The 23,904-nt window shown below is 68.7% G+C and carries 22 protein-coding genes; 10 read left to right on the top strand and 12 right to left on the bottom strand.

Annotated features, from left to right (window positions below):
• Window positions 1-8 precede the first annotated feature (8 nt).
• Together ACZ6SF_RS06210 and ACZ6SF_RS06205 are read right to left on the bottom strand one after the other, a co-directional pair.
• Window positions 9-701 (bottom strand): hypothetical protein, encoded by a 693-nt coding sequence (locus ACZ6SF_RS06210; protein ID WP_466060892.1) that lies wholly within the window; start codon window positions 699-701, stop codon window positions 9-11.
• A gap of 193 nt (window positions 702-894) precedes the next feature.
• Window positions 895-1,914, bottom strand: coding sequence for a phage tail tip lysozyme (locus tag ACZ6SF_RS06205; protein ID WP_466060891.1), 1,020 nt, complete (start codon window positions 1,912-1,914; stop codon window positions 895-897).
• 224 nt (window positions 1,915-2,138) lie between these two features.
• Here ACZ6SF_RS06205 and ACZ6SF_RS06200 point away from each other — a divergent pair, with 224 nt between their 5' ends.
• Window positions 2,139-2,690, top strand: coding sequence for a dihydrofolate reductase family protein (locus ACZ6SF_RS06200; RefSeq protein ID WP_466060890.1), 552 nt, complete (start codon window positions 2,139-2,141; stop codon window positions 2,688-2,690).
• Window positions 2,691-2,742: 52 nt separating this feature from the next.
• On the opposite strand, the gene ACZ6SF_RS06195 is transcribed toward ACZ6SF_RS06200, so the two are convergent.
• The 6 genes from ACZ6SF_RS06195 to hpnE form a co-directional block, all read right to left on the bottom strand.
• Window positions 2,743-3,636, bottom strand: a complete 894-nt coding sequence (locus tag ACZ6SF_RS06195) for an NAD(P)H-dependent flavin oxidoreductase (protein WP_466061357.1) — start codon at window positions 3,634-3,636, stop codon at window positions 2,743-2,745.
• Between the two features lie 165 nt (window positions 3,637-3,801).
• On the bottom strand, window positions 3,802-6,015 hold the full coding sequence (locus ACZ6SF_RS06190) for an acyl-CoA dehydrogenase (protein WP_466060889.1): 2,214 nt from the start codon (window positions 6,013-6,015) through the stop codon (window positions 3,802-3,804).
• Between the two features lie 135 nt (window positions 6,016-6,150).
• On the bottom strand, window positions 6,151-7,749 hold the full coding sequence (locus ACZ6SF_RS06185; RefSeq protein ID WP_466060888.1) for a GMC oxidoreductase: 1,599 nt from the start codon (window positions 7,747-7,749) through the stop codon (window positions 6,151-6,153).
• Between the two features lie 290 nt (window positions 7,750-8,039).
• Window positions 8,040-8,552 carry an SRPBCC family protein gene (locus tag ACZ6SF_RS06180; RefSeq protein ID WP_466060887.1) on the bottom strand — a complete coding sequence of 171 codons (513 nt, stop codon included), beginning with the start codon at window positions 8,550-8,552 and terminating at the stop codon, window positions 8,040-8,042.
• The gene (locus tag ACZ6SF_RS06175; RefSeq protein WP_466060886.1) at window positions 8,546-9,154 is read right to left on the bottom strand and encodes a TetR/AcrR family transcriptional regulator; all 609 of its coding nucleotides are present in this window, start codon (window positions 9,152-9,154) and stop codon (window positions 8,546-8,548) included. The genes ACZ6SF_RS06180 and ACZ6SF_RS06175 overlap by 7 nt, the downstream gene beginning before the upstream one ends.
• 31 nt (window positions 9,155-9,185) lie before the next feature.
• Window positions 9,186-10,586 carry a hydroxysqualene dehydroxylase HpnE gene (hpnE, locus tag ACZ6SF_RS06170; RefSeq protein WP_466060885.1) on the bottom strand — a complete coding sequence of 467 codons (1,401 nt, stop codon included), beginning with the start codon at window positions 10,584-10,586 and terminating at the stop codon, window positions 9,186-9,188.
• Between the two features lie 217 nt (window positions 10,587-10,803).
• Here hpnE and ACZ6SF_RS06165 point away from each other — a divergent pair, with 217 nt between their 5' ends.
• The 3 genes from ACZ6SF_RS06165 to ACZ6SF_RS06155 all read left to right on the top strand — a co-directional run bounded on the left by ACZ6SF_RS06165 (window position 10,804) and on the right by ACZ6SF_RS06155 (window position 13,256).
• A complete protein-coding gene (locus ACZ6SF_RS06165; RefSeq protein WP_466060884.1) occupies window positions 10,804-11,259 on the top strand; it encodes a nitroreductase family deazaflavin-dependent oxidoreductase in 456 nt (151 codons plus the stop codon).
• A gap of 201 nt (window positions 11,260-11,460) precedes the next feature.
• Window positions 11,461-12,222 carry an SDR family NAD(P)-dependent oxidoreductase gene (locus ACZ6SF_RS06160; RefSeq protein ID WP_466060883.1) on the top strand — a complete coding sequence of 254 codons (762 nt, stop codon included), beginning with the start codon at window positions 11,461-11,463 and terminating at the stop codon, window positions 12,220-12,222.
• 152 nt (window positions 12,223-12,374) lie between these two features.
• Window positions 12,375-13,256, top strand: coding sequence for an acyl-CoA thioesterase (locus ACZ6SF_RS06155; RefSeq protein ID WP_466060882.1), 882 nt, complete (start codon window positions 12,375-12,377; stop codon window positions 13,254-13,256).
• 13 nt (window positions 13,257-13,269) lie between these two features.
• On the opposite strand, the gene ACZ6SF_RS06150 is transcribed toward ACZ6SF_RS06155, so the two are convergent.
• A complete protein-coding gene (locus tag ACZ6SF_RS06150) occupies window positions 13,270-14,292 on the bottom strand; it encodes an oxidoreductase (protein WP_466060881.1) in 1,023 nt (340 codons plus the stop codon).
• 172 nt (window positions 14,293-14,464) lie between these two features.
• Complete coding sequence (locus ACZ6SF_RS06145) at window positions 14,465-15,325, bottom strand: SAM-dependent methyltransferase (RefSeq protein ID WP_466060880.1); 861 nt, start codon at window positions 15,323-15,325, stop codon at window positions 14,465-14,467.
• Between the two features lie 296 nt (window positions 15,326-15,621).
• On the opposite strand from ACZ6SF_RS06145, the gene ACZ6SF_RS06140 reads away from it, so the two are divergent.
• From ACZ6SF_RS06140 to ACZ6SF_RS06120, 5 genes are all read left to right on the top strand, one after another.
• Window positions 15,622-16,899 carry a cytochrome P450 gene (locus ACZ6SF_RS06140; RefSeq protein WP_466060879.1) on the top strand — a complete coding sequence of 426 codons (1,278 nt, stop codon included), beginning with the start codon at window positions 15,622-15,624 and terminating at the stop codon, window positions 16,897-16,899.
• A gap of 120 nt (window positions 16,900-17,019) precedes the next feature.
• Complete coding sequence (locus ACZ6SF_RS06135; RefSeq protein WP_357421078.1) at window positions 17,020-17,166, top strand: DUF1059 domain-containing protein; 147 nt, start codon at window positions 17,020-17,022, stop codon at window positions 17,164-17,166.
• 165 nt (window positions 17,167-17,331) lie between these two features.
• A complete protein-coding gene (locus tag ACZ6SF_RS06130) occupies window positions 17,332-18,045 on the top strand; it encodes a 3'(2'),5'-bisphosphate nucleotidase CysQ (protein WP_466060878.1) in 714 nt (237 codons plus the stop codon).
• A gap of 94 nt (window positions 18,046-18,139) precedes the next feature.
• Window positions 18,140-18,961, top strand: coding sequence for a mycofactocin-coupled SDR family oxidoreductase (locus ACZ6SF_RS06125; RefSeq protein ID WP_466060877.1), 822 nt, complete (start codon window positions 18,140-18,142; stop codon window positions 18,959-18,961).
• A gap of 173 nt (window positions 18,962-19,134) precedes the next feature.
• Entirely contained in the window at window positions 19,135-20,262 is a 1,128-nt protein-coding gene (locus ACZ6SF_RS06120; protein ID WP_466060876.1) for an NDMA-dependent alcohol dehydrogenase, read from the top strand.
• 27 nt (window positions 20,263-20,289) lie between these two features.
• On the opposite strand, the gene ACZ6SF_RS06115 is transcribed toward ACZ6SF_RS06120, so the two are convergent.
• Window positions 20,290-20,748: a MaoC family dehydratase gene (locus ACZ6SF_RS06115; protein WP_466060875.1), complete on the bottom strand. Its 459-nt coding sequence runs from the start codon at window positions 20,746-20,748 to the stop codon at window positions 20,290-20,292.
• Between the two features lie 290 nt (window positions 20,749-21,038).
• On the opposite strand from ACZ6SF_RS06115, the gene ACZ6SF_RS06110 reads away from it, so the two are divergent.
• Window positions 21,039-21,776 carry a sulfite exporter TauE/SafE family protein gene (locus tag ACZ6SF_RS06110; protein ID WP_466060874.1) on the top strand — a complete coding sequence of 246 codons (738 nt, stop codon included), beginning with the start codon at window positions 21,039-21,041 and terminating at the stop codon, window positions 21,774-21,776.
• Between the two features lie 72 nt (window positions 21,777-21,848).
• On the opposite strand, the gene ACZ6SF_RS06105 is transcribed toward ACZ6SF_RS06110, so the two are convergent.
• Window positions 21,849-23,885 carry a TerD family protein gene (locus tag ACZ6SF_RS06105; RefSeq protein WP_466060873.1) on the bottom strand — a complete coding sequence of 679 codons (2,037 nt, stop codon included), beginning with the start codon at window positions 23,883-23,885 and terminating at the stop codon, window positions 21,849-21,851.
• Window positions 23,886-23,904 lie beyond the last annotated feature (19 nt).

Genomic DNA, 23,904 nt, shown 5'->3' with positions numbered 1-23,904 from the left:
CGCGTCCGTTACGGCCCGCCCAGCCCGAAGCCGGAATCATCCATCTCGATCTCGGGATCGAGAATTCCGCATACCTTCCAGCCGTCCTCGTTCACCAGGTCGTAGGTCATGGTCGTGGTGCTCTCGGTCCCCATCACCTCGACCGCGATCTCCATGGTGAAGCTCCCCGAATCGCTACCGTCGGGCACATCGACGCTCTTCAGGGTCGTCGTCGACGCCGGCAGATCGGAATCGGGAACACCGGTGGGTTTGGTCGGATTCTCCTGCTCGTATTTGCTGATCTCGTCCATATCGGCGGCGCAGACCAGATCTTCGGGGTCACCCTCCTGATCCACCCATGCCTGCGCGACATCGCGGGGATCGTCGTACCCGCCGCCGACGACACCGCCGCCGTCTCCGCCGAACAGGAAGAACGCCCCGACACCCACCGCGATCAGCACGACCGCGACACCGCCGACGATCAACGCGATCTTGCCGCCGTTACCCCCGGACCTCGGCGGCGGCCCCCCGTAGCCGCCGGGGCGCCCGTATCCACCCGGCCCGCCGAACTGCGGCTGCTGCCCCGGCGGATAGGGCTGTTGCCCGTACTGCGGCGGCTGTCCCGGATAAGGCCCCTGCGGACCCGGATACGGGCCGCCGGGCGGCGGCACGGGCCCGCCGGGCTGGTGCTGATACGGATTGGGCTGGTGCGGGTGACCCATCAGGACGTCCTGTTTCCTCGCGTTCGTGCACGACGCCCGATGCGGCGTCGTGTCCCATACTCATTTCCCCGGGGCTTCGCGGTGTTAACGCGACCTTCGCTTACTCTACGCACACGCGAATCGCCTGCGCCACATCGGTGCCCGGCGGCGGCGACCTCCTCGTCGGCGGCACCGCTACCGATTCACTATCGGGTCATACCGCCACCATCGACGCGGCGATCGCCTCGGCATTGGCCACGCGCTTGCCTCGGGCCTCACCGGAGCTGCGTTCGTAGTACTGATCGAACACCGCCGCCGCCTCCCCGGCCGACGAGGTGGCCTTGAGCCGGTTGTAGGCCCCCGATTCGCTGGTGCTCAGTTCGTGCATCATGAAATCGATCTGGTTCTCCCACTTGGTCACCCCACCCGGGAGACCCGACGTGAACGCCTCGAGGTTCTCCCGCCGTCCGCCCAGCCACTGGGCCAGTCCGATGGCGCCCTCGTTCGGGTTGTAGGCGCCGGTATCGAATCCGGATTCGACCTGCAGGTTGCCGAGGATCCCGGCGGCCTGCTCCGGAGTGAGGTCGTACTTCTCGATGAGGTACTCGTACATACTCTGGACAGTGGCCTTCTCGCCTTCGCCGATGGGCTCGGCCGAATCGTTGCTGTAGGCGCTTCCGGTATCGGTCAGACCGGGGAAATAGGGTGATCCGCCCCCCGATCCACCGCCGCCCCCACCGGACCACTGCGCGGGCACCTCCTGGGATTTGCCCTCCAGCGCGGCATAGGCCACCCACACCTTGTCCACGGCGTCGCCGACGGCCTTGTCGATGGCGTTGACCGCGTCGATCTGCCGGGACGGCGTGGGATCGTCGGGGACACTTCCGGTGATCTCGATAACGGAATCACGGAGTTCCTCGAACTCGCCGGTGACCATATTCGAGTCGTCGGCGGCCCGTGCGGCGAGGAAGCCGACCTGGTCGTCGAGGGCGTACCAGTCGTCCTGGTATCGCTCGACCTGGTCCTCTTTGAGCTTGTACTTCTCTTCCAGCTCGCTGGTCCCCGGGCGATCCTTGCCCTTCTTCACCAGTTCGGCGGGGGTGAGTGTCTGCGCGGTCTTGTCCCCGAGCCCGTCCTCCAGAGCCTTGAGTACCCCCTCGGTATACGCGATGTAGGGATTCAGGATCGGAGCGTTACGCGGACGATGCAGCGTCCAGTCCTCCTTGGGGGCCATGGTCCACCTTCCTCGCCCGATACCGACACCTGCATAACAGAATTCCATTACCGGCCCACCCGTCTCCCTCCCGCTGGTGAGAATGACCCGGTGCCGCCGGCCTCGGCACCGATGAGAAACCGCGCGGGCCCACGTCTACTGCTACGAGACCGAACACCCGGCGCCGATCACTCGGCCGCCGCGCACACCTCCGGCCCGGAACACGGGCCCCGAAAGGACACCGGATGGGCACCATCGCAGTACACGAATTCATCTCTCTGGACGGCGTCTACGAGGATCCGTCGTGGACCTTCGAATTCGGCTTCGACCCGCAGATGGGCGAAACCCTGGCCGGAATCACCGGTTCGGCGCAGGCCATCCTCCTCGGCCGGAGCACCTTCGAGATGTTCGCACCGGCCTGGTCCACGCGGACCGTCGAGGACGACCCGGGCGCGCCGTTCTTCAACGACACCGTCAAATACGTGGTCGGCGCGCGGGAACCGGGAGTCGAATGGGCCAACAGCGTCCGGCTCGGCGCCTACGACGCCGCGGCGATCCGGGCCCTGAAGGACCGGATCGACGGCACGATCTATATCAGCGGCAGCGGCACCCTGGTGCGGGCGCTGCTGGCCGACGGCCTGGTGGACGATCTGCACCTGTTCGTCTATCCGACGGCCCTCGGCAAAGGCGAGAAACTGTTCGCCGAGGGCAGCGGTCCCACCACTCTCACGCTGGCGGGCACCGATGTCTACGACAACGGTGTGGTGCACCTGAACTACCGGCCCGCGCGGGCCTGACGCCTGTGCCGATCACGGCCGCCGCACCCGATGCGGGCCGAGCGGAGTGGACTCAGCGCAGGGCGGCGAGGCGGGTCCGGGCCCGGTCGTATTCGGCGGCGAGGCGTTCGACGACGGCCGCGGTCGGCCGGATCTCGTCCACTGTGCCGATCCCGTGCCCGGCACCCCAGATATCGCGCCAGGCCTTCGGCTCGTCGGAGCTCAGGAATTCCAGCGAGCCGGTATCGCCGCCCGCCGCCCCGAGGTTGTCGGGATCCAGGCCGGCGGCAGTGATACTGGGGCGCAGATAGTTACCGCGCACGCCGGTGAAGAAGTCGGTGTAGACGATATCGCCCGCCGTTCCGGTGACGATCATCTTCTTGTATTCGGGTGCCGCGTCGGCCTCGTCGGTGGCGATGAACATCGACCCGATGTAGGCGAAATCCGCGCCCGCGGCCAGCGCCGCCAGCACGCTGTCGCCGTGGGCGATCGCGCCCGAGAGGGCCAGCGGCCCGTCGAACCACCGGCGGATCTCGCGCACCAGCGCGAACGGTGAGACGACTCCGCCGTGACCGCCGGCGCCCGCCGCGACGGCGATCAGCCCGTCCGCTCCCTTGTCGACCGCCTTACGCGCGAAGGTATCGCTGATGACATCGTGCAGGACCACTCCGCCGTAGGCGTGGATCCGCTCGTTCACATCGGGACGCGCGCCGAGCGAGGTGATGACGATGGGCACCCGGAACTCCTCCAGGATCGCGAGATCTTCGAGCAACCGCCCGTTGGTCTTGTGCACGATCAGGTTGACCGCGTAGGGCGCGGCATCCGGCGCGGCGCCCAGTTCCGCGCTGATCCTGGTCAGCCATTCCCGCAGCCGGTCGGGGGTACGGGCGTTCAGGGCCGGAAAGGAGCCGATGACGCCCGCTTTCGCCTGGGCCAGGACCAGTTCGGGGCCGGACACGATGAACATGGGGGCGGCGATAACGGGCAGCCGCAGGTCGGCGCGCAGGATCGCGGGAAGTCGCTCGGTCACAGGTCCGACGTTAACAGATGGCAGGTGCCATCAGTTATGGCCCGGGTGTGGGATGGGCCACGGGCCCGGCACCGGAACGACCCGGGCCGGGCCTCACGCGCCCTATTTCCGCGGCAGCCCGAGAACCAGCGCCGCGATCGTGTTGAGCTGTATTTCCAGCGTCCCGCCGCCGATCACCCAGGTGGGAATATCGAGTTCGTGGTGCACCGGCTCGGAGACCGCCTCCCCCAGCGCCGCCGCCGGGCCGAGGAGATCGAGCGCGGCCGCGGCGGCGTCGGTGTGCAGCATCGAGGCGGCCGCCTTCGCGATACTCGTCGCCGGACCCACCGGATGGCCGTCGAGCCGCCGGATCGTCTCGCGCAGATTCATCGCCGAGATGGCCGCACCGCGGGCGCTGATCCGGCCGAGAGCGCGCACCGCGTCCTCGCGGGTTCCCGCGTACTCGTCCCGGTCGATGATGCCGCGCAGGCGCGCGTTGTGGCCGGGGTCCCGGACGCCGCCGATGAACAGCCGTTCCTGGGCCAGGGTTTCCAGGGTCAGCGCCCAGCCCTGGCCCGGTTCGCCCAGGACCATCGAATCGGGGACGAAGGCGTTGTCGAAGAAGACCTCGTTGAATTCGGCGTCACCGCTGGCCTGGGTGATGGGGCGGACCTGCACTCCGGCGCCGTGCATATCGACCAGGAACATCGTCAGCCCGCGATGCCGTTGCGCGTCCGGGTCGGTGCGGGCGAGCAGCAGCCCCCAGTCGGAGCGATGCGCGAGCGTGGTCCAGATCTTCTGCCCGTTCAGTTCCCAGCCGCCGTCGACCCGCGTGGCGCGCAGACTCAGCGACGCCACATCGGATCCGGCCTCCGGTTCACTGAACAGCTGGCACCAGATCTCCTCGCCGCGCAGCGCCGGCGCCGCCAGCCGCGCCAGCTGGTCGGGGGTGCCGCGCTGGAGCACGATCGGCACCACCCACTGCCCGATCCCCATGGAGGGGGCCGAGATCCCGTGCCGGTCGTATTCGTCCTGCAGGATCAGCTGTTCCAGCGGACCCGCCTCGATACCGTGGGGCCGGGCCATCGGCGGTGAGACCAGGCCGCTGTCGGCCAGCAGGGTCCGGCGTGGGCCGGTGTTCACCGAATCGTGGTCGCCGATGGTCGAGGAATTCGGATTATCCAGTTCACCCGCTCGATCCAGCACCTCCGAAACCCATTCGCGGAAGGCGGGATCGTCTTCGGGCAGCGGGACGGCGAAGTTCCGCGGGCCGGACAGGGCGGCTTCGCCGAGGCGCTGTTCCCAGGTGCCCACGGGCCCGGCGAGCCCGGCCAGGGAGATGGCCCGGCGCCAGTAGAGATGCAGATCGTGTTCCCAGGTGAAGCCGATGGCGCCGTGCAGGGCCAGGCATTCCACGGCCGCGTGCACGGCGTTGCCCAGGGTGGTGAGCGCGGCCCCCGCGACCGCGTGGATACGCTGCCGCGGCTCGTCGTCGAGCCCGCGCACCGCGTCCCATGCCGCCGCCGTGGCGAGTTCACTGGTGATCAGCAGCTGCGCCGTACGGTGCTGGACTGCCTGGAACGCGCCGATCGGCCGGCCGAACTGCCGGCGCGACTTCACGTATTCGGTGGCGGTATCCGAACACCAGCGGATCACCCCCGCGGCTTCCACCGCGGCCAGCGCCACCACCAGGGCCGACACCCGGTCGGCGTCGAGGTCGACCGGCACCGCGCCGGGTACCTCCCGGAACCGGACGGCGCCGATATCGCGCCCTAGGTCGGCGCCGTCCCGGACCTCCACCTCCACCCCCGCGGCCGCGCGGTCGACGACGAACCACCGGGTTCGCGCGTCGACGGTGGCGGCCACGAGGAAGAGTTCCGCCGCGGCCGCGCCGAGGACGATATCGGCCGAGCCGGTCAGCGCCGGATTCGTGGCGTCGCCGGCTCCGGCGATCCCCTGCTCGGGCAGGATCACCGCGGCCGTGGTTCCCGCGGCGAGGCGCCGCAGTACGGCATCGACGGCCTCGGCACCCGCCGCCGATGCGAGCGCGGCGCCGGCGGCCACGGTGGGCAGCAAAGGACCCGGGAGCAGCGCGCGCCCCGATTCGGCCAGCACCACGGCGAGATCGTCGAGCGTGCCGCCCTGTCCCCCGACCTCGTCGGGCAGGTGGATCCCGGGCAGGCCGAGCGCCACCAGATCCGGCCAGAAGCTGGGCGGCACGCCCTGTTTCAGGTCCTCGGCGTAGGTGCGCGTGTATTCGCGACCCGCGTGGCGGGCGGCGAATCCGGCGACGGTTTCGGCCAGCGCCGCCTGGTCGGCGGTCAGGGCAACAGGCACGGTTCTCACTTCGGTCGGCGGCTCGGGGCGTATCCCGGACCGTGGCCCGGAGACCTCCAGATTAGAACACGTTCTAAACCGGGCGCGGGGATACGGTGATCCTCGCGCCCGGTTCCCGGCGGTGCCGCCCGTCCGTCAGATCACCGCGCCGACGTCCCGGACCACGAGGTTGTCCAGGGCCCGTTCGGCCACCGCCGCGATGGTCATCGACGGGTTACAGGCGGCGGCGTTACCGGGCAGCAGCGCTCCGTCGAGAACATAGAGACCGCGCTGACCGAGCACCCGGCCGTCGAGATCGCAGACCGAGCCCATACACGCGCCGCCGAGCGGATGCCAGGTGGAGGGGAAGGCCCGGTTGGTATCGCCCACCACCGATGCCGCGCCCGCCACCTTGTGCACCGTCTTCTCGATATGGCCGTACTGGATGGCCGCGTCGCCGTCCGCGGGCCACGACAGCCGGGCGGTCTCGGCCGCGGAATCGTAGACGAAACGGCCACGCGCCTCGCTGACGCCGTAGCCCACCAGCATCGTGGTGCGGGCGTCCATACCGAGCGGCGGAATAGAGGCCTGGATGACGGTATGCGCGGTCGCGGGGTCGTTCCAGTTGAGGCTGCCGTAGACGACGGGGCCGCCCTGTTCCGGCCCGAAATCCTCGGCCAGGTTTGTCCAGGTATAGATCCGGTCGGCGTTGGTTCCCCAGCCGGACCCCAGCTCGTCGGGGAGATCCGGGACCAATCCCTTACCGGCGGCCCGCATGAGCAGCCGGGTGGTGCCGAGGCTTCCGGCCGCCATGATCAGCGCGTTGGCCGTGAGGATCTTCTGCTCCAGAATCCGCGCGGATTCGTCGGTCCGGTCGACATGGGCGATCCAGCGCCCGTCCGGACCCCGTTCGATATCGGTCACGTTGTGCATCACCTGGACATCGACCAGCCCGGTCGCCTCGGCTTCGGCCACATAGGTGACATCCACGGAGTGCTTACCGCCGTTGTTCACACCGAAAGCCCCCGCACCGTTGGAGTAGGAGGCCTTCATCTCGCCGCGGGTTTCGGCCAGCGCGTAGTTCCAGTCGATCGGCATCGGGATCTTCGACACCGGCAACCCGGCGGCCTCGGCGTTGCGGGCGAAGACCCGCGCCGCCTTGTAGTGCGGATGCGCGATCAGTTCATCCGGCGCCACCGCCAGTCGCAGCATCGACGCGACACGCGGGTAGTGGACGCGGTCCATCAGCCGCCAGTCCAGTTCCTGCGGGAAGTGTGTGTCGAACACCGCTTCCGACGGCTGCAGTGACATCCCTTGATAGAGCAGCGAACCACCGCCCAGACCGGCCGCGCACAACGCGGTCATGTTCTCGCCTACCACCGCGTCGAGCAGACCCGTATAGGGCTCGAGCGACACCGGCCGGCCGAGAACCTGGGGCGCGGACCCGTACCACAGCAGCCGCTTGTCGGGGTCGAGCGGATTGCCGAAGGTGTTCGCGTTCGGTCCGGTGGCCCAGCGCTTTCCCCGTTCGAGCAGCAGTACCGGTACACCGGCCTGCGCCAGCCGCAGGGCCGCGATCCCACCGCCGAATCCCGAGCCCACCACGATCACCCGGTGTTCCTCACGCACCACCGGAGTCCGCCGGCGCGGGGTCCGCACACTGCTGTCCGCCGAGGCGGACGCCGCGCCGGTCAGCGTGATCCCGGCCGCCGCCGCGGCACCCCCCAGAAAAGTGCGCCGTGAAATTGCGGACAAGAGCGACCTCCGAGCAGCCGTGCACACGACTCCGCACGGGTGCGCCGCCGCTGCCTCGCCCCGGACGCAGCGGCCGGGTAGCCGACAAGCGGAGTGCCCGCGAACGATTCGCGGGCGGGCTCAAAAGTAGATACGTGTCACAGCCGGTGTCAAGAACCTATCGGTCGATTGCCCAAGTACGCCGCACGATCGCGAAGACCCCCTATCACACCAGTTCAGCGCGGTGTTCGCCGAGTTCGAGAATGTGATATGGACACCTGTCCAGCGCAGGTGGGAGACGTTCCGGCGCGTCAGCGCGCCGCTTCGAGCTCGGCCTTGAGCCGATCGAGAGTGCGCCGGATATTGCCCTTCTGGAATTCGGCGAAACCCCGCTTTCCGGTGGCGATCCGGTCGAACCACAGCGAAGGCGTATCCGGCCACGTGGTGCGGTCGTCGTACCAGGTCTCGGTGATCCGGGTTCCCCCGGCCACGGGCTCGAATTCGTACTCCCAGGTCGCCACGGCCACCGGCAGCAGCACTTTCCCCATACCCCAGCGCCGCACCGCGAACCGGAACAGGCTCGGTCGCGTCGCCTCGGTCACCGTACATTCGGTTTGCCACCGCATCGGGCCCCGGCGGTTGTCCCCGACGAATGTCATCCCGGGATAGACCGGCGCACCGGGTTCGGCCACCGCGGCACCGGTGTTCTCCGGGCTCCACCGGCCCATCTGCGTCACATCGGTCACCGCGTCGTAGGCGGTATCCGGATCGATCTCCACGACCACACTGTCGGACACCCGCATGGTCCGGTTGATATTCACCACGGCTGCAACTCCTTACCGATGCCGTATTTCATGAGCGGGACGATCGTGCCACGCACGAACGCCCGCGCCGCCGCCTCGTCGTCGAAATCCACCCCGGCGACCGGCGTGAGCATCAGCGAATGCGCCATCCGGGCAACCAGTTCGGCCACCGGGCGCGGGTCGTAACGGGCGAGCAGCCCCTGGTCCTGGGCGGCCCGCAGAACGCCCGCGATGTATTCGATGCCCTGGGAGACCATCTCCCGGCCGCGTACGGTGTAGAACCCCAGCGCCTCCTCCGGCGCGACCGCCAGCAACTGCGTCACCAGTGGATGCGTCCGGGTGAGCCGCAGGACGAACAACACCGTCTCCTCGATCCGGGCGTCGACACCGGAGGTGGTGGCCGCGATCGCCGAGGCCTCCGCGAGAACCCGGCCGATCTCGCGGGACAGCGCGGCCTCGATGAGATTGTCCTTGCCCGAGAACCGGCGGTAGATCGTCACCCGGTTGATCCCGCAGCGGCGCGCGATATCGTCCAGGCTGCTTCGCCGGATGCCGACCTGCAGGATCCGGGCCAACGTCGCGTCGAGGATCCGTTCGTCGACTTCGTCATAGGTGCGGACCATATGGCCGGAGTATAGACCGGGCCTCGCGACGTCATCCCTGCTCACCGGCGGCGGCGTGCGCGAGGAGGGCGGCCACCGCCCGCTCGGCGCTCTGCGCCGCGCTTTCCATCGTGGCCGACCAGTCGGTGCGGGTCCAGTCTCCGGCGAGCATCAGGGTCGGCACCGAGGTCCGCTGATCGGGGCGCAACCCGTCGGTGCCCAATACCTGAGAGAAGGTGGCCTTGGGCATTTTCACCACATGCGCGTGCACCACCTGCGCGTCGGCGGCCTCCGGGTAGTAGCGGCGGATGAGCGCCACCTGCTCCTCGATGATCTCGTCGTTGCTCTTGTGGATCTGCTCGTAGGCGCCACTGGTGGTGAGGCAGTACAACCACGCGCCGTCCGGGTCGCGGCCGTGCATCCGCTGCCGGTCGAAGACCTCGTCGATGACGCCGGTCCCGCCGATCAGGGCCTCCATCGCCGATTCGGTGCCCAGCGGGCGGTCCAGGTAGAGGTTGGTGCTGACGATGGGGGTCACGTGCAGTTTGTCTGCTGCGGCATAGATTTCGGCGTGTTCGGGGAGATCGTCGAGCAGGCCGTGGATACCGGTGTTGGGCACCGCGCACACGACGGCGTCGGCCGGGATCTCGGTTCCGTCGTCCAGCACCACCCCGGTCACCGCACCCTCGGTGACGACGATCCGGCGGGCCACCGTGCGGAAACGCACCTGTACCCCGTACTTCTCGAAAACCCTTTCCGCACCGGTGATGTAGAGCGTGTCCAGATCCACGGTCGGGTACCCGATGGTCACACCCACCCGGTCACGCAGGCCGATCCGGATACCGGTGGCCAGCACATCGGCGAAGATCTTGGCGGATTCACGGTCGACCGGTTCGGCGGCGATACCGAGCGCCAGCCAATCCCACAGCGCCTCGCGCGCTTTCGCCGGCATCCCGACCCGCCGGAACCACTGCTCGGTGGTGAGATCGGGCAGGTCGGCGGGCTGGAACAACGCCTCGCGGCCGAGTCGCGCGGTGGCACGCAATGCGCGCAGCCGGTCGAGCAGTCCGGCGTCGGGATGGGCGCCGAGCAAGGTCCGCAGGGCACCGATCCCCCTGGTGTACAACGGCACCGCGCGCCCGCCCGGCCACCGCAGCGTGCCCCCGCCGGGGAACTCCACGTGCTCACGGGTCCCCACACTCTCCAGGTACCGGAAGAGGCTGCGGTATCCGCTGGCCACGACGTGCTGGCCGTTGTCGGGAACATCGCCGACCTCCGGAACGCGCATCGCCTGGGTACGCCCGCCCAGCCGGGCGCGCCGTTCCAGCACGGTCACCTGTTTCCCGGCCTCCGCCAGCCACACCGCGGCGGCGAGCCCGGCCAGACCACCCCCGATGACGACATATCGGCGTGAATCGTTCATCTGCTGCTCCCCGGCCTCTCGGGCATCCATTGAAACAATGTAACGCATTCTATACATCCGTTTCATGGGTTTCGACGACAACAGTGTCGTTCCCGGCCGCCATGGACACCGGAACGGCGAGATGAATCCTGCCCGCCCGGGCCACCGGGAGGCGGCCGCGCATCTCGCCCGTAGCGCGGCGGTCCGGACCAGCCCGGCCACGACTGTCGTTCGGGTAACCTGACGCCCGTGCTCGACGGTGACCCGCATGCCTGACCCCGCAGCATCCGAACCCGCCCGGCGGTACCGGCCCGGGCGGTGGTCCCGCCTGGAGAACACGGTGATGACAGCGCTCACCCGAGCCGGCGTGATCCCGTACTCCTATCTGCTGACCACTCGCGGACGGCGGACCGGGCGGCCCCGGCGAAATCCCGTGCTGCTCGTGGAACACGACGGACGGCAATGGCTGGTCGCCCCGTACGGCGCAGTGGGGTGGGTCCACAACGCCCGTAACGCCGGCCGCGTGACACTCGGCCGGCGGCGTAGCAGCCGCGAGTACGCCGTCCGGGAGGTCTCGGCGGACGAGGCCGGCCCCGTACTGCGGCAGTACCTCGAGATCGCCTCGGCGACCCGCGATTATTTCCGGGCCGGACGCGGGGACCCGGTGGAGAGGTTCGTCGCCGAGGCTCCGCATCACCCGGTGTTCGAACTCACCCCGCTCTGACCGCGCCCGCGCCGTCGTCCCGGTGGCATCCGTCCCGGGGCCGAAAGACTGCCCGGTGATCCGCAACCCGTTGTGCCGACCGGCACTATCAACGACGCTTCCGTGAAAAGGTGCGACCGGGCCCGGCCGGTCGCTATAACGTAGGCCGGGTTATGTCCGGCGGCGACGCCGGGCCAGGCAAGACCGAGAAGGACGGAAACCATGGAGATTCAGGGATCACGCGCCATCGTCGTGGGCGGCGCCTCCGGAATGGGACGCGCGAGCGCCGAGGCCCTCGCCGCGCGCGGCGCCAAGGTCACCATCGTCGACCGGACGGCCGCCGACGGCACCAAGGTCGCGGCCGATCTGGGTGGTTCCTTCTTCGAGGCCGACGTCACCGACCACGCGGGCGTGGAAGCCGTACTCGCCGAGGCGGTGGCCGAATTGGGCGGTCTGGATATCGCCGTCAATACGGCCGGTGGCGGTATCGCCAAGCGCACGCTGTCCAAGGACGGACCGCATGATCTGGAATCGTTCACCAAGATCATCAACCTCAACCTGATCGCCACCTTCAACCTCAACCGGCTACAGGCCTGGCATATGAGCAAGGGCGAGCCGAACGCCGACGGCGAACGCGGCGTCATCGTCAACACCGCCTCCATCGCCGCCTTCGAAGGACAGATCGGACAGGTCGCCTACACCGCGGCGAAAGCCGGGATCGCCGGTATGGCGCTGACCATGGCGCGCGACCTGGGATCGGTCGGGGTACGGGTGCTGGCCATCGCACCGTCGCTGTTCGACACCGGAATCCTGGCGGGGGTGCCGGAGGAGATGGTGACCCCGCTGGTCGCCGGTAACGCGTTCCCCAAGCGGATGGGCCGGCCGGAGGAGTACGCCAAACTCGCCTGCGCCATCGTCGACAACGCCATGCTCAACGGCCAGTGCCTGCGGCTCGACGCCGGAATGCGGTTCGCGCCCAAGTGAGCGCCGCCCCGCCGCGAACCCGGTGCCCGCACCGGCCGCGGCGGGGGCCCGGGGTCGCCGGAATCCCGGCGGGTGCCGCCGACCATAATGAACCCCGACGGTTGCTCGAACTCCGCGGCTGGTGGCCGCACTTCGCACCACTGGAGGTGGCCATGACGCTGGAAGCCGTGCGACCCGCGGAATCGATCGCCGACCGGATCGGACTCGAACGCCTCGAGGAGTTCCGGTTCCGCGGCCGTATCCACGCGGGCCCGCCACAGCGCAGCTACGGCGGCGAGGTCGCGGGCCAGGCAGTCCTGGCCGCCGGCCTCACCGCGCCCGCCGACCGCCCCATCCATTCCGCGCAGACCTATTTCCTGCTGCCGGGCGATACCACCGTCCCCACCGATTTCCTGGTCGAACCGGTCCGCGACGGCGGCTCGTTCTCCACCCGCCGGGTGGAGGCGGTCCAGAACGACCGGGTGATCTTCACGATGCTCGCGTCCTTCCACCGGCCGGAGGAGGGCCTCGCCCACCAGGTCGCGGCGCTGGATACCCCCGCTCCCGAGGACGTACCCGATATCGCGGAGGTATTCGCCGGGCATCCGGCCGCGCTGCAGTGGACGAGTCACTTCCTGGACGCGCTCGGGATCGACGCCCGTTTCCCCGACCCGCCGGCCCGGGCCCACGCCATGCGGGGCGAGGTCTCCTCGCCCCGGCAGCGCGTCTGGTTACGGACCCGGCAGCCCGTTCCCGACGCCGGGCTGGAGCAGGCGGCCTGCCTGATGTACCTGAGCGACCTGCTGCTGCTCTCCGCGACCACCGGCCCGCACGGTGACGCGCTGGAACATATCGAACTGCAGGTGGCCACCATCAACCATTCGATCTGGTTCCACGCGCCGATCCGGGTGGACGAATGGTTCCTGCACGACCAGTACGGGCGCTGGTCCGGCGGTGGCCGGGGACTGGCGCACGGCGAGGTGCTGGACCGGTCCGGCCGGCTCTGCGCGACCACCATGCAGGAGGGGCTGATCCGGCCGCGCCGGCCGCGGTGACCGCCGAGACCGGCTACGACACCTCGCCGGCGGCTTCGGCCGCGGGCGCCGCCGCCGGGTCGCGGGACGGCCCGTCCGCGCGCGGCGACGCCTCGCCGAGAGGGAAGGTCACCCCGGTCAGTTCTTCGGCGATCTCCCACAGCCGCCGGCCCGCCTCGGGGTCGGCCGCGCCCGGCGGGGTGGGAAGCAATTCGGGTGGACCCACCAGACCCCATCGCTTCTCGGGTCCGTAGAACGCGGCGCCCTGGACTTCGGGGGCCAGCGCAGCGCGCAGGATCGACCGGGCGCCGGCCTCGGGCGTCTGGGTGACCAGGCGCGCCAGCGTCATCACGACACCGCTGTAGGCGATCCGCACCAGCAGACTGTCGTCTCGCAGGATCGTGGACCGCACCCCGCCGGGATGGGCGCCCACCGACAGCGCCCGCGAACCCGCGGCGGTCAGCCTGCGCTGCAGTTCGACCATGAACGTCATGGACGCCGTTTTCGACCGCGAGTAGGTGACCAGCCGGCCGAAGCTGTGCTCGGATTGCAGATCGTCGAAATCCAGTGCCGCGCTCCGGCGCCCGTGGCTCATACTGCCCACGCCGACGATGCGGCCGGCCGGAGCCGCGGTGATGAGATCCGCGAGCCGGGCGCTCAGCGCGAAATGGCCCAGGAAGTTGATCCCGAAATCGCTTTCGAACCCGTCGACGGTCAGTGTCCGCGTTCCGGCCACCACACCGGCGTTGTTCACCAGCAGATCGATCCCGGGCAGATCGTCGCGCAGCCGGCGCGCGCATTCCGCGACCGAGCTCAGATCACCGATATCGACATGGACCGTCCGGACGTCGGATCCCGGTTCCGAATTCTCGATATCGGCCTTCGCCACGGCGGCGGCGGCATCGTTGCGGCAGGCCAGCACGACCGTCGCCCCCCGGCGCGCCAGGCCACGGGCCACTTCCAATCCGATCCCGGTGTTCGAACCGGTCACCACTGCGGTGCGGCCCGACTGATCGGGTGCGTCCGCCACTGTCCACGGTTTGTTCGACGAGCTCACGGCACCTATCCAGTTCCAGCACGGTCTACGCCGCCCGTCGTGGGTATCGCCCGGCGGGCGGCCGGTCCAGCGAAAAGTATAAGACAGTTCTCGGAACGGGAGAACCTTATTTCCGCATGGATATCCGGGGCCGGTTCGTCCGCGGGGCGAACTCCGCCGAACCCGCGACGCGTTATCGGATCTCGGGCTTACGCGCGACCCCGCCGAGAATCAGCCCCTCCTCCCGTGTCGCGGGCGAGCGCGCCGGACCCGAGGGCCACCACTGATCGACCGGCACCACCCCCGGCTCCACCGGTTCCAGACCGTCGAAGAAGGAGTGGATCTCTTCCCGGCCGCGGAACCAGCCGGTTCCCAGACCGCACTCCAGGAACCGCCGCTCCATCTCCCGGGCGAGTTCGTGATCCGCGGACCCCGGCCCCGGATCCCAGAAATGCGTGATCGCCACGAACGATCCGGGGCACAACGCCTGCGCGCAGCGCGCGACGATCTCCCGCGGGCGTTGCGCGTCCTCGATATGGTGCAGCACCGCGCCCAGGATCACCGCGACCGGCCGTCCGGGATCGAGATAGCGCCACACTTCCGAATCCGGCGCCAGCAGAACCGGATCCGTGAGATCGCCGTGCAGGTAGATGGTGTCCTCGTTGGTCTCCATGAGCACCCGCCCGTGCGCGCTGACCATCGGATCGTTGTCCATGTACACGACGCGCGCCCACGGGTTCACCAGCTGGGCTGTCTCGTGGGTGTTCGCATTCGCGACGGTGGGCAGACCGGCCCCGGCGTCGAGGAACTGCTCCACCCCGACGATTCCGGCGAGATAGCGGATCACGCGGCGTAGCCAGGCGCGGTTGCGGTGCGACATGGCACAGACGCCGGGCGCGATCTCACGCAGCGCGTCCAGCACCAGCCGGTCGACCTCGAAATTGTCCTTGCCGCCGAGGCCGGCGTCGTAGACCCGCGCGATACTGGCGCGGGAGGTATCGACGCCGACCGGCGATCGGCCGGTGGATGGCGAAGGGAATGGTGTATCCGGCATCGCTGTCTCTCTATCCGGTTGTCCTGGGGTTCACGATCGACAGATAGGGCTCGACAAGTAGGACGACGGCGGTTCTCCGAATTGATCGCTGCCGGAAGAGATTTCTGCGGAAATATTCCGCCATTCGCCGTTTGTACTGGTAGACCCGGTATTCCGCGGGCGAGTTTCGGGACCGTCTCGATTCCGCCGAAGTCGCCGACGGCGAGCGGGCGGCGTTTTATCGTTGTCCCCTGCACATACGCGCGCGGCCGGCCCGTCACCCGCGCGACCCTGGATCACCGAGCTCGGAGCCGCTCATGAGCCCTACCGACAGCGCCCCGGTCACCCCTCGCCCCCACCACCGGCTCGATATCTCGGAACCGGACTTCTGGGCGCTGGATTTCCCCACTCGCGATGAGACGTTCGCCCGGTTGCGCGCCGAACCCGGCCTCACCTGGCACGCTCCGCCCCCGGCACTGTTCCCCCACGACGAGCCCGGCTACTGGGCCGTGACACGCCACCACGATATCGCCCATATCAGCCGGCACCCCGAACTGTTCACCTCCACGCTGGGTATCAGCATGGATCCGATGCCGGTCGAGGTTCAGCGGCCCACCACCTTCTTTCTCATGATGGATCCGCCCCAGCACACCCGGTACCGGAAGCTGATCAGCTCCGCCTTCACCCCACGCCAGGTGCGGCGGATCGAATCGCAGATCGGCGCGAACGCCACCGGGATCGTGGACGATTTCCTGGCGGCGCTACGCGGTGGCGAACCAGTGGATTTCGTCGACCAGGTGTCGCGCGCACTGCCCATGCGCACCATTTCCGACATGATCGGAATCGAGGGGGAACAACGCGACGCCGTGGCCTACGCGGCCGAGGCCATGTTCGGATCGAGCGACGACGAATACGCCGGACTCGAGGAACGCGCCGAGTTCTTCCTGACCCAGTTCGGCATCCTGCACCACGCCGGAACCGATCTCGCCCGGCAACGGCGATCGCGGCCCCGCGACGATCTCATGTCGGCCGTCGTCGCCGCGGAGATCGACGGACAGGGGCTGACCGACGAGGAGCTCGGCGCGTTCATGGTCCTGCTGGCCTCGGCCGGCAACGATACGACCAAGCAGACCACCTCCCATGCGTTCAAGGCGCTCGCCGACCACCCGGCCCAGCGGGAATGGCTGCTCGAGGATTTCGACGCCCGCATCGGCGGCGCGGTCGAGGAGTTCATCCGCTGGGCCACGCCGGTGATGCATTTCGCCCGGCACGCGGTCACCGATACCGAGGTCGCGGGCACGCGGATCCGCGCGGGCGACAAGCTGGTGCTGTTCTACTGTTCGGCCAACCGCGACGAGACCGCGCTCGACGATCCGCATATCTTCGACATCACCCGCGCCCACAATCCGCATTCCGGGTTCGGTGGCGGCGGCGCGCATTTCTGCCTCGGGGCGTGGCTGGCGCGTATGCAGCTGCGGCTGCTGTTCCGGGAACTGCTGACCCGGGTACCGGAGGTGGTACTCGGTGAACCGGAGTACGTGCACAGCGATTTCATCCACGGCATCAAACGCATGCCGGTGCACCTGCACCGCTAGGACCTTTCGCACGGATCGAGCGGACCGGCGGACCGGCAACCGACGACCGATCTCTCGTCGCCGCGCGCGCGGACCACTACGCTGAGTCGGACCGACTCATGCGAAGAGAGGAATGCATCCATGAAGACCCGCCTGAACTGCCCCTGCGGCGAGCACATCACCGGCAGCACCGAGGACGAGCTCGTCGAGGTGGTGCAGAAGCACCTCAAGGAGAACCACCCCGGGCACGATTACACCCGCGACGAGATCCTGTTCATCGCCTACTGACCGCCCGACCGGCGGCCCGCAGCCCGGCCGATGATCCACCGCGGATCACGGCGCGGCGCCGTCGCGCACCGGTTGCCGCCGCCCGCCGGCGGCAACCGCGGCACAGGCATCCGGGCACGGCGTGTTATATGGATCCGGTCGGTATCACTCGCCGGGAAGGATCCCATGGACGACCACACACTCGCCGCCGCGCTGGCGAAAGAAGCCGGCGAACTTCTGCTCTCCATCCGCGATCTGGGCGGCCGCGTGGGCGATGAGCGATCCGACCGGCTGCTGCTCGAGCGCTTGGCCGAGGAGCGTCCGGACGATTCCGTGCTCTCCGAGGAATCACCGGACGATCCGGCGCGGACCGGACGATCGCGAGTGTGGATCGTCGACCCGCTCGACGGGACCCGGGAGTACGGCGAGCCGGGACGATCGGATTGGGCGGTGCACGTGGCGCTCGCGGTGGACGGTGAACCCGTCGCAGGTGCGGTCGCGCTACCCGCCGAGGGCACCGTCCTGCACACCGGACGGCCGCCGATCCTGCCACCGCCACCGCCTCCGGGCACGGTCCGGGTGGCACTCTCGCGGAGCCGGCCCTCGTTCGAAGTGCGTCAACTGGTGGCGCGTCTGTCGGCCACCCCGGTGCCCATGGGATCGGCGGGCGCGAAAGCGATGGCCGTCGTGCGAGGCGCCGCCGATATCTACGCCCACTCCGGCGGACAGTACGAGTGGGATTCCTGCGCGCCCGTCGCGGTCGCGGCGGCGGCCGGGCTGCACGTGTCCCGCCTCGACGGCTCGCCGCTGCGCTACAACCGGCCCGACCCCTACCTCCCGGATCTGCTGATCTGCCGGCCGGAACTGGCCGGCCGCGCCCTGGAGGCGCTCTCCGGATGAAACCGCCCGGCCCGGCCCGATCCGATCACCGGTCTCGCCGCGGCGAACCCGGGCCACAATGGTCGGACGTATCCGAAACGACAGGAGTGGTTCAGTGAGCGGTCGACTATCCGGCAAAGTGGCATTCGTGACCGGCGCGGCGCGTGGTCAGGGGCGCGCGCACGCGGTCCGGCTCGCCACGGAGGGCGCCGATATCATCGCCGTCGACCTGTGCGGGCCGCTGCCGCCCGCGGTCCCCTACGATTCCGCGACCCCGGACGATCTGGACGAAACCGTCCGCCTCGTGGAGGGCACCGGCCGCAAGATCATCGCGTCGATCGCGGATACCCGCGATCTGCCCGCGCTGCGCGCGGCCGTCGACAACGGTGTCGAGGTGTTCGGCCGCCTCGACGTGATCGTCGCCAATGCCGGAATCTGCATTCCCGAGCCGTGGGACGCGATCACGCCCGAATCGTTCCAGGCCGTGCTCGACACCAATGTCACGGGCACCTGGAACACGGTGACGGCGGGCGCGCAGCGCATCATCGACGGTGGCCGCGGCGGGTCGATCATCCTGATCAGCTCGGCCTCGGGCGTGGCGATGCAACCGTTCATGGTCCACTACACCGCCAGCAAGCACGCGGTCACCGGGATGGCGCGGGCACTGGCCGCCGAACTCGGCAAGCACTCGATCCGGGTCAACAGCGTCGCGCCCGGACCGGTCGCCACACCGATGGGGTCCGGCGATATGGTCGGCGCGCTCACCCGGGCCGCCGAGACCAACGGCCTGCTGGCCAATATGAACACTCCGCTGCTCCCGGAGGGAATCGCCGGGCCGGAGGATATCTCCGATGCCGTGTGCTGGCTGGCCGGTGACGAATCCCGGTTCGTCACCGCGAGCAGTATCTCCGTCGATCTGGGCGCGTCCCAGTACTGAATCGGCGCCTACCGCGCTCCTCGGCCCGGGTCCGGCGAATCCGCCGGACCCGGGCCGAGCAACGAAAGCCGAGGAAAATTCCATATAACACTTTCCGAGAACGGCATTATCAGGCAACCTGGGTACTGCCGTGTACCGATCCGCGGCATCGTGACGAGAGCAAAGGGACGCCGATGAAATCCAAGGGTGCATTGATCTGGGATTACGCGCAGCCGTGGTCGGTCGAGGAGATCGAGATCGGTGATCCGCAGCAGGGCGAGGTCAAGGTCCGGGTGGAGACGGCGGGGCTGTGCCAGTTCGACCAACGTCTCGCCAGCGGTGACGTCCCCACCGCGGAGTTCCCGATCCTCGGCGGTCACGAGGGCGCCGGGGTGATCGTCGAGGTCGGCGCCGGAGTGGAACAGCTGGCCGTGGGCGACCATGTGGTGTTCTCCTTCATCCCGGCCTGCGGCCTGTGCCAATCCTGCCTATCGGGCCATCACAATCTCTGCGACCGGGGTCAGGACCTGCTCACGCGCGGCGCGGTCTCCGACGGCACCTTCCGGATCCGCGCCCGCGGCAAGAACGTCCATCCGACCTCCCTCATCGGCGCCTTCGCCCCGTACGCGGTGGTGCACAAGAGTTCGGTGGTCAGGATCGACCCGTCGATCCCCTTCGATATCGCGTGCCTGGCCAGTTGCAGCGTGACCACCGGGTACGGCGCGGTGGTCAACACCGCGACCGTGCGGCCCGGCGAGGATGTCGCGGTGATCGGGGCGGGCGCGGTCGGCACCGCCGCGGTCCAGGCCGCGGTCATCTCGGGCGCGCGGCGGATCTTCGCGGTCGATCCGGTGCAGAGCAAACTCACCCAGGCGGCGAAATTCGGCGCCACCCACACCTATTCCGATATCGACAGCGCGATCGGCGGAATCGAGGAGGTCACCGGCGGTCAGATGTGCCGGACGGTCATCGTCGCGGTGGGCCGCTGTGATGGCAACGATCTGGCGAAATGGATGCGGGTCACCGCCAAGGCGGGCAGTTGCGTCCTGGCCGCCACCGGCGATGCCGCCGATACCAATCCGCGGATGAACCTGTCCGCGATGACCTTCCAGCAGAAGAGCCTCTGCGGGACGCTGTTCGGCGGCGGCAACCCGCAATTGCTCATCCCGGAGGTACTCGCGCTCTACAAGCTCGGCGATCTCGGGCTCGGCGAGATGATCACCCGCGAGTATTCGCTCGACCAGATCAACGAGGGTGTCGCGGATATGCTCGAGGGCCGCAATATCCGCGGGATCATCCGGTTCACCGACGCCGACCGCTGAACGCGGCCGGCGTCCGGCCGGAACCGGTCAGAAAACGACCCGGCTCACCGCCTCGGCGATCAACGCCGGTTTCGCGGCGCCGTCGATCTCGACGGTGTGCTGCACCACCAGCTGCAGCGCGCCGCCGCCCACTTCCTCGGCGTTCGCGAGCACCGCGGTCGACCGCACCTTGGCGCCCACCGGCACCGGACTGGGAAAGCGGACCTTGTTCGAGCCGTAGTTGATGCCGAGCTTCGCGTTCTCGAACGCGAAGATCTGCGACCCCAGCAGCGGCAGCAACGACAGGGTCAGGTACCCGTGCGCGATGGGCCCGCCGAACGGGCTCTCCCGCTTCGCCCGTTCCACATCGACATGGATCCACTGGTGGTCGCCGGTGGCCTCGGCGAACTGGTCGACCATCCGCTGGGTGACCTCCACCCAATCGCTGGTACCCAGGGTTTCACCCACTGCGCCGAGAACTTCGTCCTTGCCGGTGAATGTGCGCACAGTTGTCTCCTTCGATCCCGTGCCGCGCGCTGTCGCGACATCGCCACTCACCTATTAGGTATTCCGCACTTCGCCGCCGAGTTCAAGCCCTGAATGAGACATTTTTCGAATCAGTCGCAAACTGGAGGATCCCCGGCCGCGTGACCGGTCAATTCGTACGACCGTTATGCTGCGTGCTGGTCGTCGACGGCTCCGATCCGGCCGCTCTCCGGTATCACCGAGGCGCCCAGACCCCCTCGGGCCGCCCCCGGCAGCGGCCCACCCGCCGCCGACCAGGAGACCCACGCCCGTTGACCGTCCTCACCTTCTGCCTCGTCACGGTCGCCGGATTCTTCGCCGGACTCGTCGGATACGTCACCGGAATCGCGTCCCTGATCTCCTATCCGGCACTTCTGGCCGCCGGGCTCTCCCCGGTCTCGGCCAATGTGACCAATACGGTGGCCATGGTCGCCGTCGGCGCCGGCTCCACCGCCAAGGCGGGAGCGGCCGTCGGCGGTAATCCGCGCGCACTACTGCTGCACGCGGCGTGCGCCGCCCTCGGCGGGATCGGCGGCGCCGCCCTGCTCCTCACCACCTCCTCGGAGGTTTTCGAGGCCGTGGTCCCGGTACTCATCGCCGCGGCCTCCGCCGGTCTGCTGCTCCAGCCGAAACTCCGCGAACTCGCCGGCGGCCGATCGTTCCCCCGGCTCTACCCGCTCGCGACGGTGGCGGTCGGGCTCTACGGCGGCTACTTCGGCGCCGGTGTCGGGGTCATGTTCCTGGCCCTGATCCTGGTGTGCACCTCCGAGACGATCTGGCGCGCCAGCATCCTGAAAAGCGTGCTCACCGGCGCCGCGAATCTCGTCGCCGCGATCGGCTTCGCCGTCTTCGGCCCGGTGCACTGGCTCGCCGCGGCCGGTATGGGTATCGGCGCTTTCGCCGGAGGCTGGTTCGGACCACCACTGGTCGCCCGCCTGCACCCCGGCGCGATGCGTATCGGGGTCGCGCTGTGCGGGGCCGGGCTGGCGGCCTGGCTCGCCTTCACCTGATCCGGACCGTCCTCGACCCGCCCAACCGGCTCTCGGACCGGGCCGCGGACGCGTCCCGTGTTCCCTGGCAGGTCATCCAGCGACCGGCTCATCCATGGCAGCCGGCACCTGACCCGCCTGCTTCGGTGCGGCGGGAGTCCACTCCCGCAACGGCTGGACAACGGCACCGTAGAAGGTGTCGACCGAGGATGTCACACTGGCGATGAATCCGGCGGCGGCCCCGGAGCGCCTACTGCCCATCGGAAAGCTCTCCTCCAGGGAGAAGGAGACTATCTCGCCCGAACGCCCGGCGGTGAGGGCCTTGGGATTCTCGCGGACCGTGGACAGATGTTCGCAGGTCTGTTCTCCGCGCTCGGAGAACGTGGCTTCGACCCGCAGCGAACCCGGCGCCTGCTCCAGTTGCCGCAGCAGCCAGACGATCCTCCTGGACGCAGTTCCCTCACTCGGTGCCGCGACCGTCACACGGCAGCGGACCTTGTTCGTGCGTACGTCGGCGACCACCACGAGATCACCCGCCGTATCCGGGATTCGCAGCACCGACTCGAAAACACCGTCGGTCGCGAGGCGCTCTGCCACCGCCGTGTTGCGGGCGGCCGGATCCGTGGTGTGACGTCGGGGCAAGACGTGCTTGACGGTGACACCGAGTTCCGCGGTCATTCGCAATGCGAGGTGCCGTGACAGTGAGACCCAGCGCTCGGCCACTGCCGCGGCCTTCTGGTCACCGCTTCGCAGAGTCCCGGTTGTCACGCTGTCACGGACCGCAACCCAGTGCCGGCCCATATCGACGAATTCCGCGGCTCCCGACCGTGGATGGTTCAGATAGCGCAGGAACTCGCCGAGCAACCATATCTGCAGCGGATCGTCCACACCGCCGTGAGTGAGCAGACGGCGGGCCTCATGTGAAACCTCCGCCCACGACAGATGCCTGAGCGCGACCTTTGCCAGCTTGCGGCGATCCACCTCTACCGGCAGTTCCCCTGCCCCTGCCGGGATGTCGTTGGACAGGCTGACCACGGCGTCGTATTTCTTCTTCCGCGCGACATCGAGATAACTCTCGAGCTGTTCTCGTCGCAGCTTGCCGTTGCCTGTCTTGACCTCCAGAAGACCGGTCCACACCCGGCCACCCCGGGCCACTCGGAATACCGCGTCGGGTACGACACGGCTGTCTCCCCGGTCGTATTGGACTTCGAAATACCCTTCGAATGCTCCGGCAGGCGCACCCATCTTGGCGCACAATGCCCGTGCGAACGGGCGCACCGCCTGCATCGTTGCCACCAGTGCCGAGGTGGCCCGGCGCTCCTGTTCGTCTCCGGCTCCGACACCGGCCACCGAAAACAGGCGGGCCGGCTGCCAGGTATCGCTCTCCGCCAGCACGAATTCGACCGGTTTGGTCCGGCGTACGACACGCTTCGTGGTGCGAACGCCGCCAACCGAAGCCGACGATCGTGGATGCCGTTCGCCGGGATGTCCGTTCGTGGGAACAGCGGCGTCGGCAGGCACGGCCGCAACCGGAGCCGGCGGTTCCTCCGGCTCGCCCGGTCCGTGCTCGTCGCCGGACTCAGCGGAACTCTCCTGCTGATCGTCTATCGCCACGCCGAAGTCCGTCGCGAGACCGGCGAGCCCGGTGTCCCAGCCCTGTCCGACGGCACGGACCTTCCAGACGCCGGCACGGCGGTACACCTCGCCGAATACGAACGCAGACTCGGTGACGGCATCGGCGGTCAGATACTCCGCCAGCAGCATGCCTGCCGCATCGACCACCCGGAACGCCAGCTTGCCGAGATCGCCGAATGTACCGGCGGTGAGGCTGCCTGCCAGGGCGATGGTGCACACATCGTCGGGCACCGCCGACAGGTCCAGCGCGAGCCGAGCCTGAGCACCCGCCTCGGTGGCCCCCACTCCGAGAAATCGCACCGATCCGTCCGCGGACTCCGGCTGGTTGTAGAAAACGAAATCCGCGTCCGATCGGACCTTTCCGGTTCGGTCGAGAAGCAGGGCCGACGCGTCGACCTCGATCTCGGATTCGGTCCAGCCCAGTACCACGTCGATCTGCACGATATCGCCCGGCAACGGCAGATTCTGCCCTTTTGACAACAACGGAGACGTCATCGACCCACCTCTACTCACA

The organism is Nocardia sp. NPDC049935, from assembly GCF_055586645.1.
The sequence above is the reverse complement of the archived record's forward strand: the minus strand, read 5'-3'. Positions and strand labels throughout refer to the sequence as shown.

Bases quoted from the DNA above. Each gene is read 5' to 3' on its own strand.
- ACZ6SF_RS06210 (WP_466060892.1), bottom strand. From the start codon at position 701: ATGGGTCACCCGCACCAGCCCAATCCGTATCAGCACCAGCCCGGCGGG.
- ACZ6SF_RS06165 (WP_466060884.1), top strand. From the start codon at position 10,804: ATGCCTGACCCCGCAGCATCCGAACCCGCCCGGCGGTACCGGCCCGGG.
- ACZ6SF_RS06195 (WP_466061357.1), bottom strand. From the start codon at position 3,636: ATGTTCATCGTGTCCGGCCCCGAACTGGTCCTGGCCCAGGCGAAAGCG.
- ACZ6SF_RS06145 (WP_466060880.1), bottom strand. From the start codon at position 15,325: ATGCCGGATACACCATTCCCTTCGCCATCCACCGGCCGATCGCCGGTC.
- ACZ6SF_RS06160 (WP_466060883.1), top strand. From the start codon at position 11,461: ATGGAGATTCAGGGATCACGCGCCATCGTCGTGGGCGGCGCCTCCGGA.
- hpnE (WP_466060885.1), bottom strand. From the start codon at position 10,586: ATGGATGCCCGAGAGGCCGGGGAGCAGCAGATGAACGATTCACGCCGA.
- ACZ6SF_RS06175 (WP_466060886.1), bottom strand. From the start codon at position 9,154: ATGGTCCGCACCTATGACGAAGTCGACGAACGGATCCTCGACGCGACG.
- ACZ6SF_RS06135 (WP_357421078.1), top strand. From the start codon at position 17,020: ATGAAGACCCGCCTGAACTGCCCCTGCGGCGAGCACATCACCGGCAGC.
- ACZ6SF_RS06130 (WP_466060878.1), top strand. From the start codon at position 17,332: ATGGACGACCACACACTCGCCGCCGCGCTGGCGAAAGAAGCCGGCGAA.
- ACZ6SF_RS06120 (WP_466060876.1), top strand. From the start codon at position 19,135: ATGAAATCCAAGGGTGCATTGATCTGGGATTACGCGCAGCCGTGGTCG.
- ACZ6SF_RS06205 (WP_466060891.1), bottom strand. From the start codon at position 1,914: ATGGCCCCCAAGGAGGACTGGACGCTGCATCGTCCGCGTAACGCTCCG.
- ACZ6SF_RS06105 (WP_466060873.1), bottom strand. From the start codon at position 23,885: ATGACGTCTCCGTTGTTGTCAAAAGGGCAGAATCTGCCGTTGCCGGGC.
- ACZ6SF_RS06200 (WP_466060890.1), top strand. From the start codon at position 2,139: ATGGGCACCATCGCAGTACACGAATTCATCTCTCTGGACGGCGTCTAC.
- ACZ6SF_RS06155 (WP_466060882.1), top strand. From the start codon at position 12,375: ATGACGCTGGAAGCCGTGCGACCCGCGGAATCGATCGCCGACCGGATC.
- ACZ6SF_RS06140 (WP_466060879.1), top strand. From the start codon at position 15,622: ATGAGCCCTACCGACAGCGCCCCGGTCACCCCTCGCCCCCACCACCGG.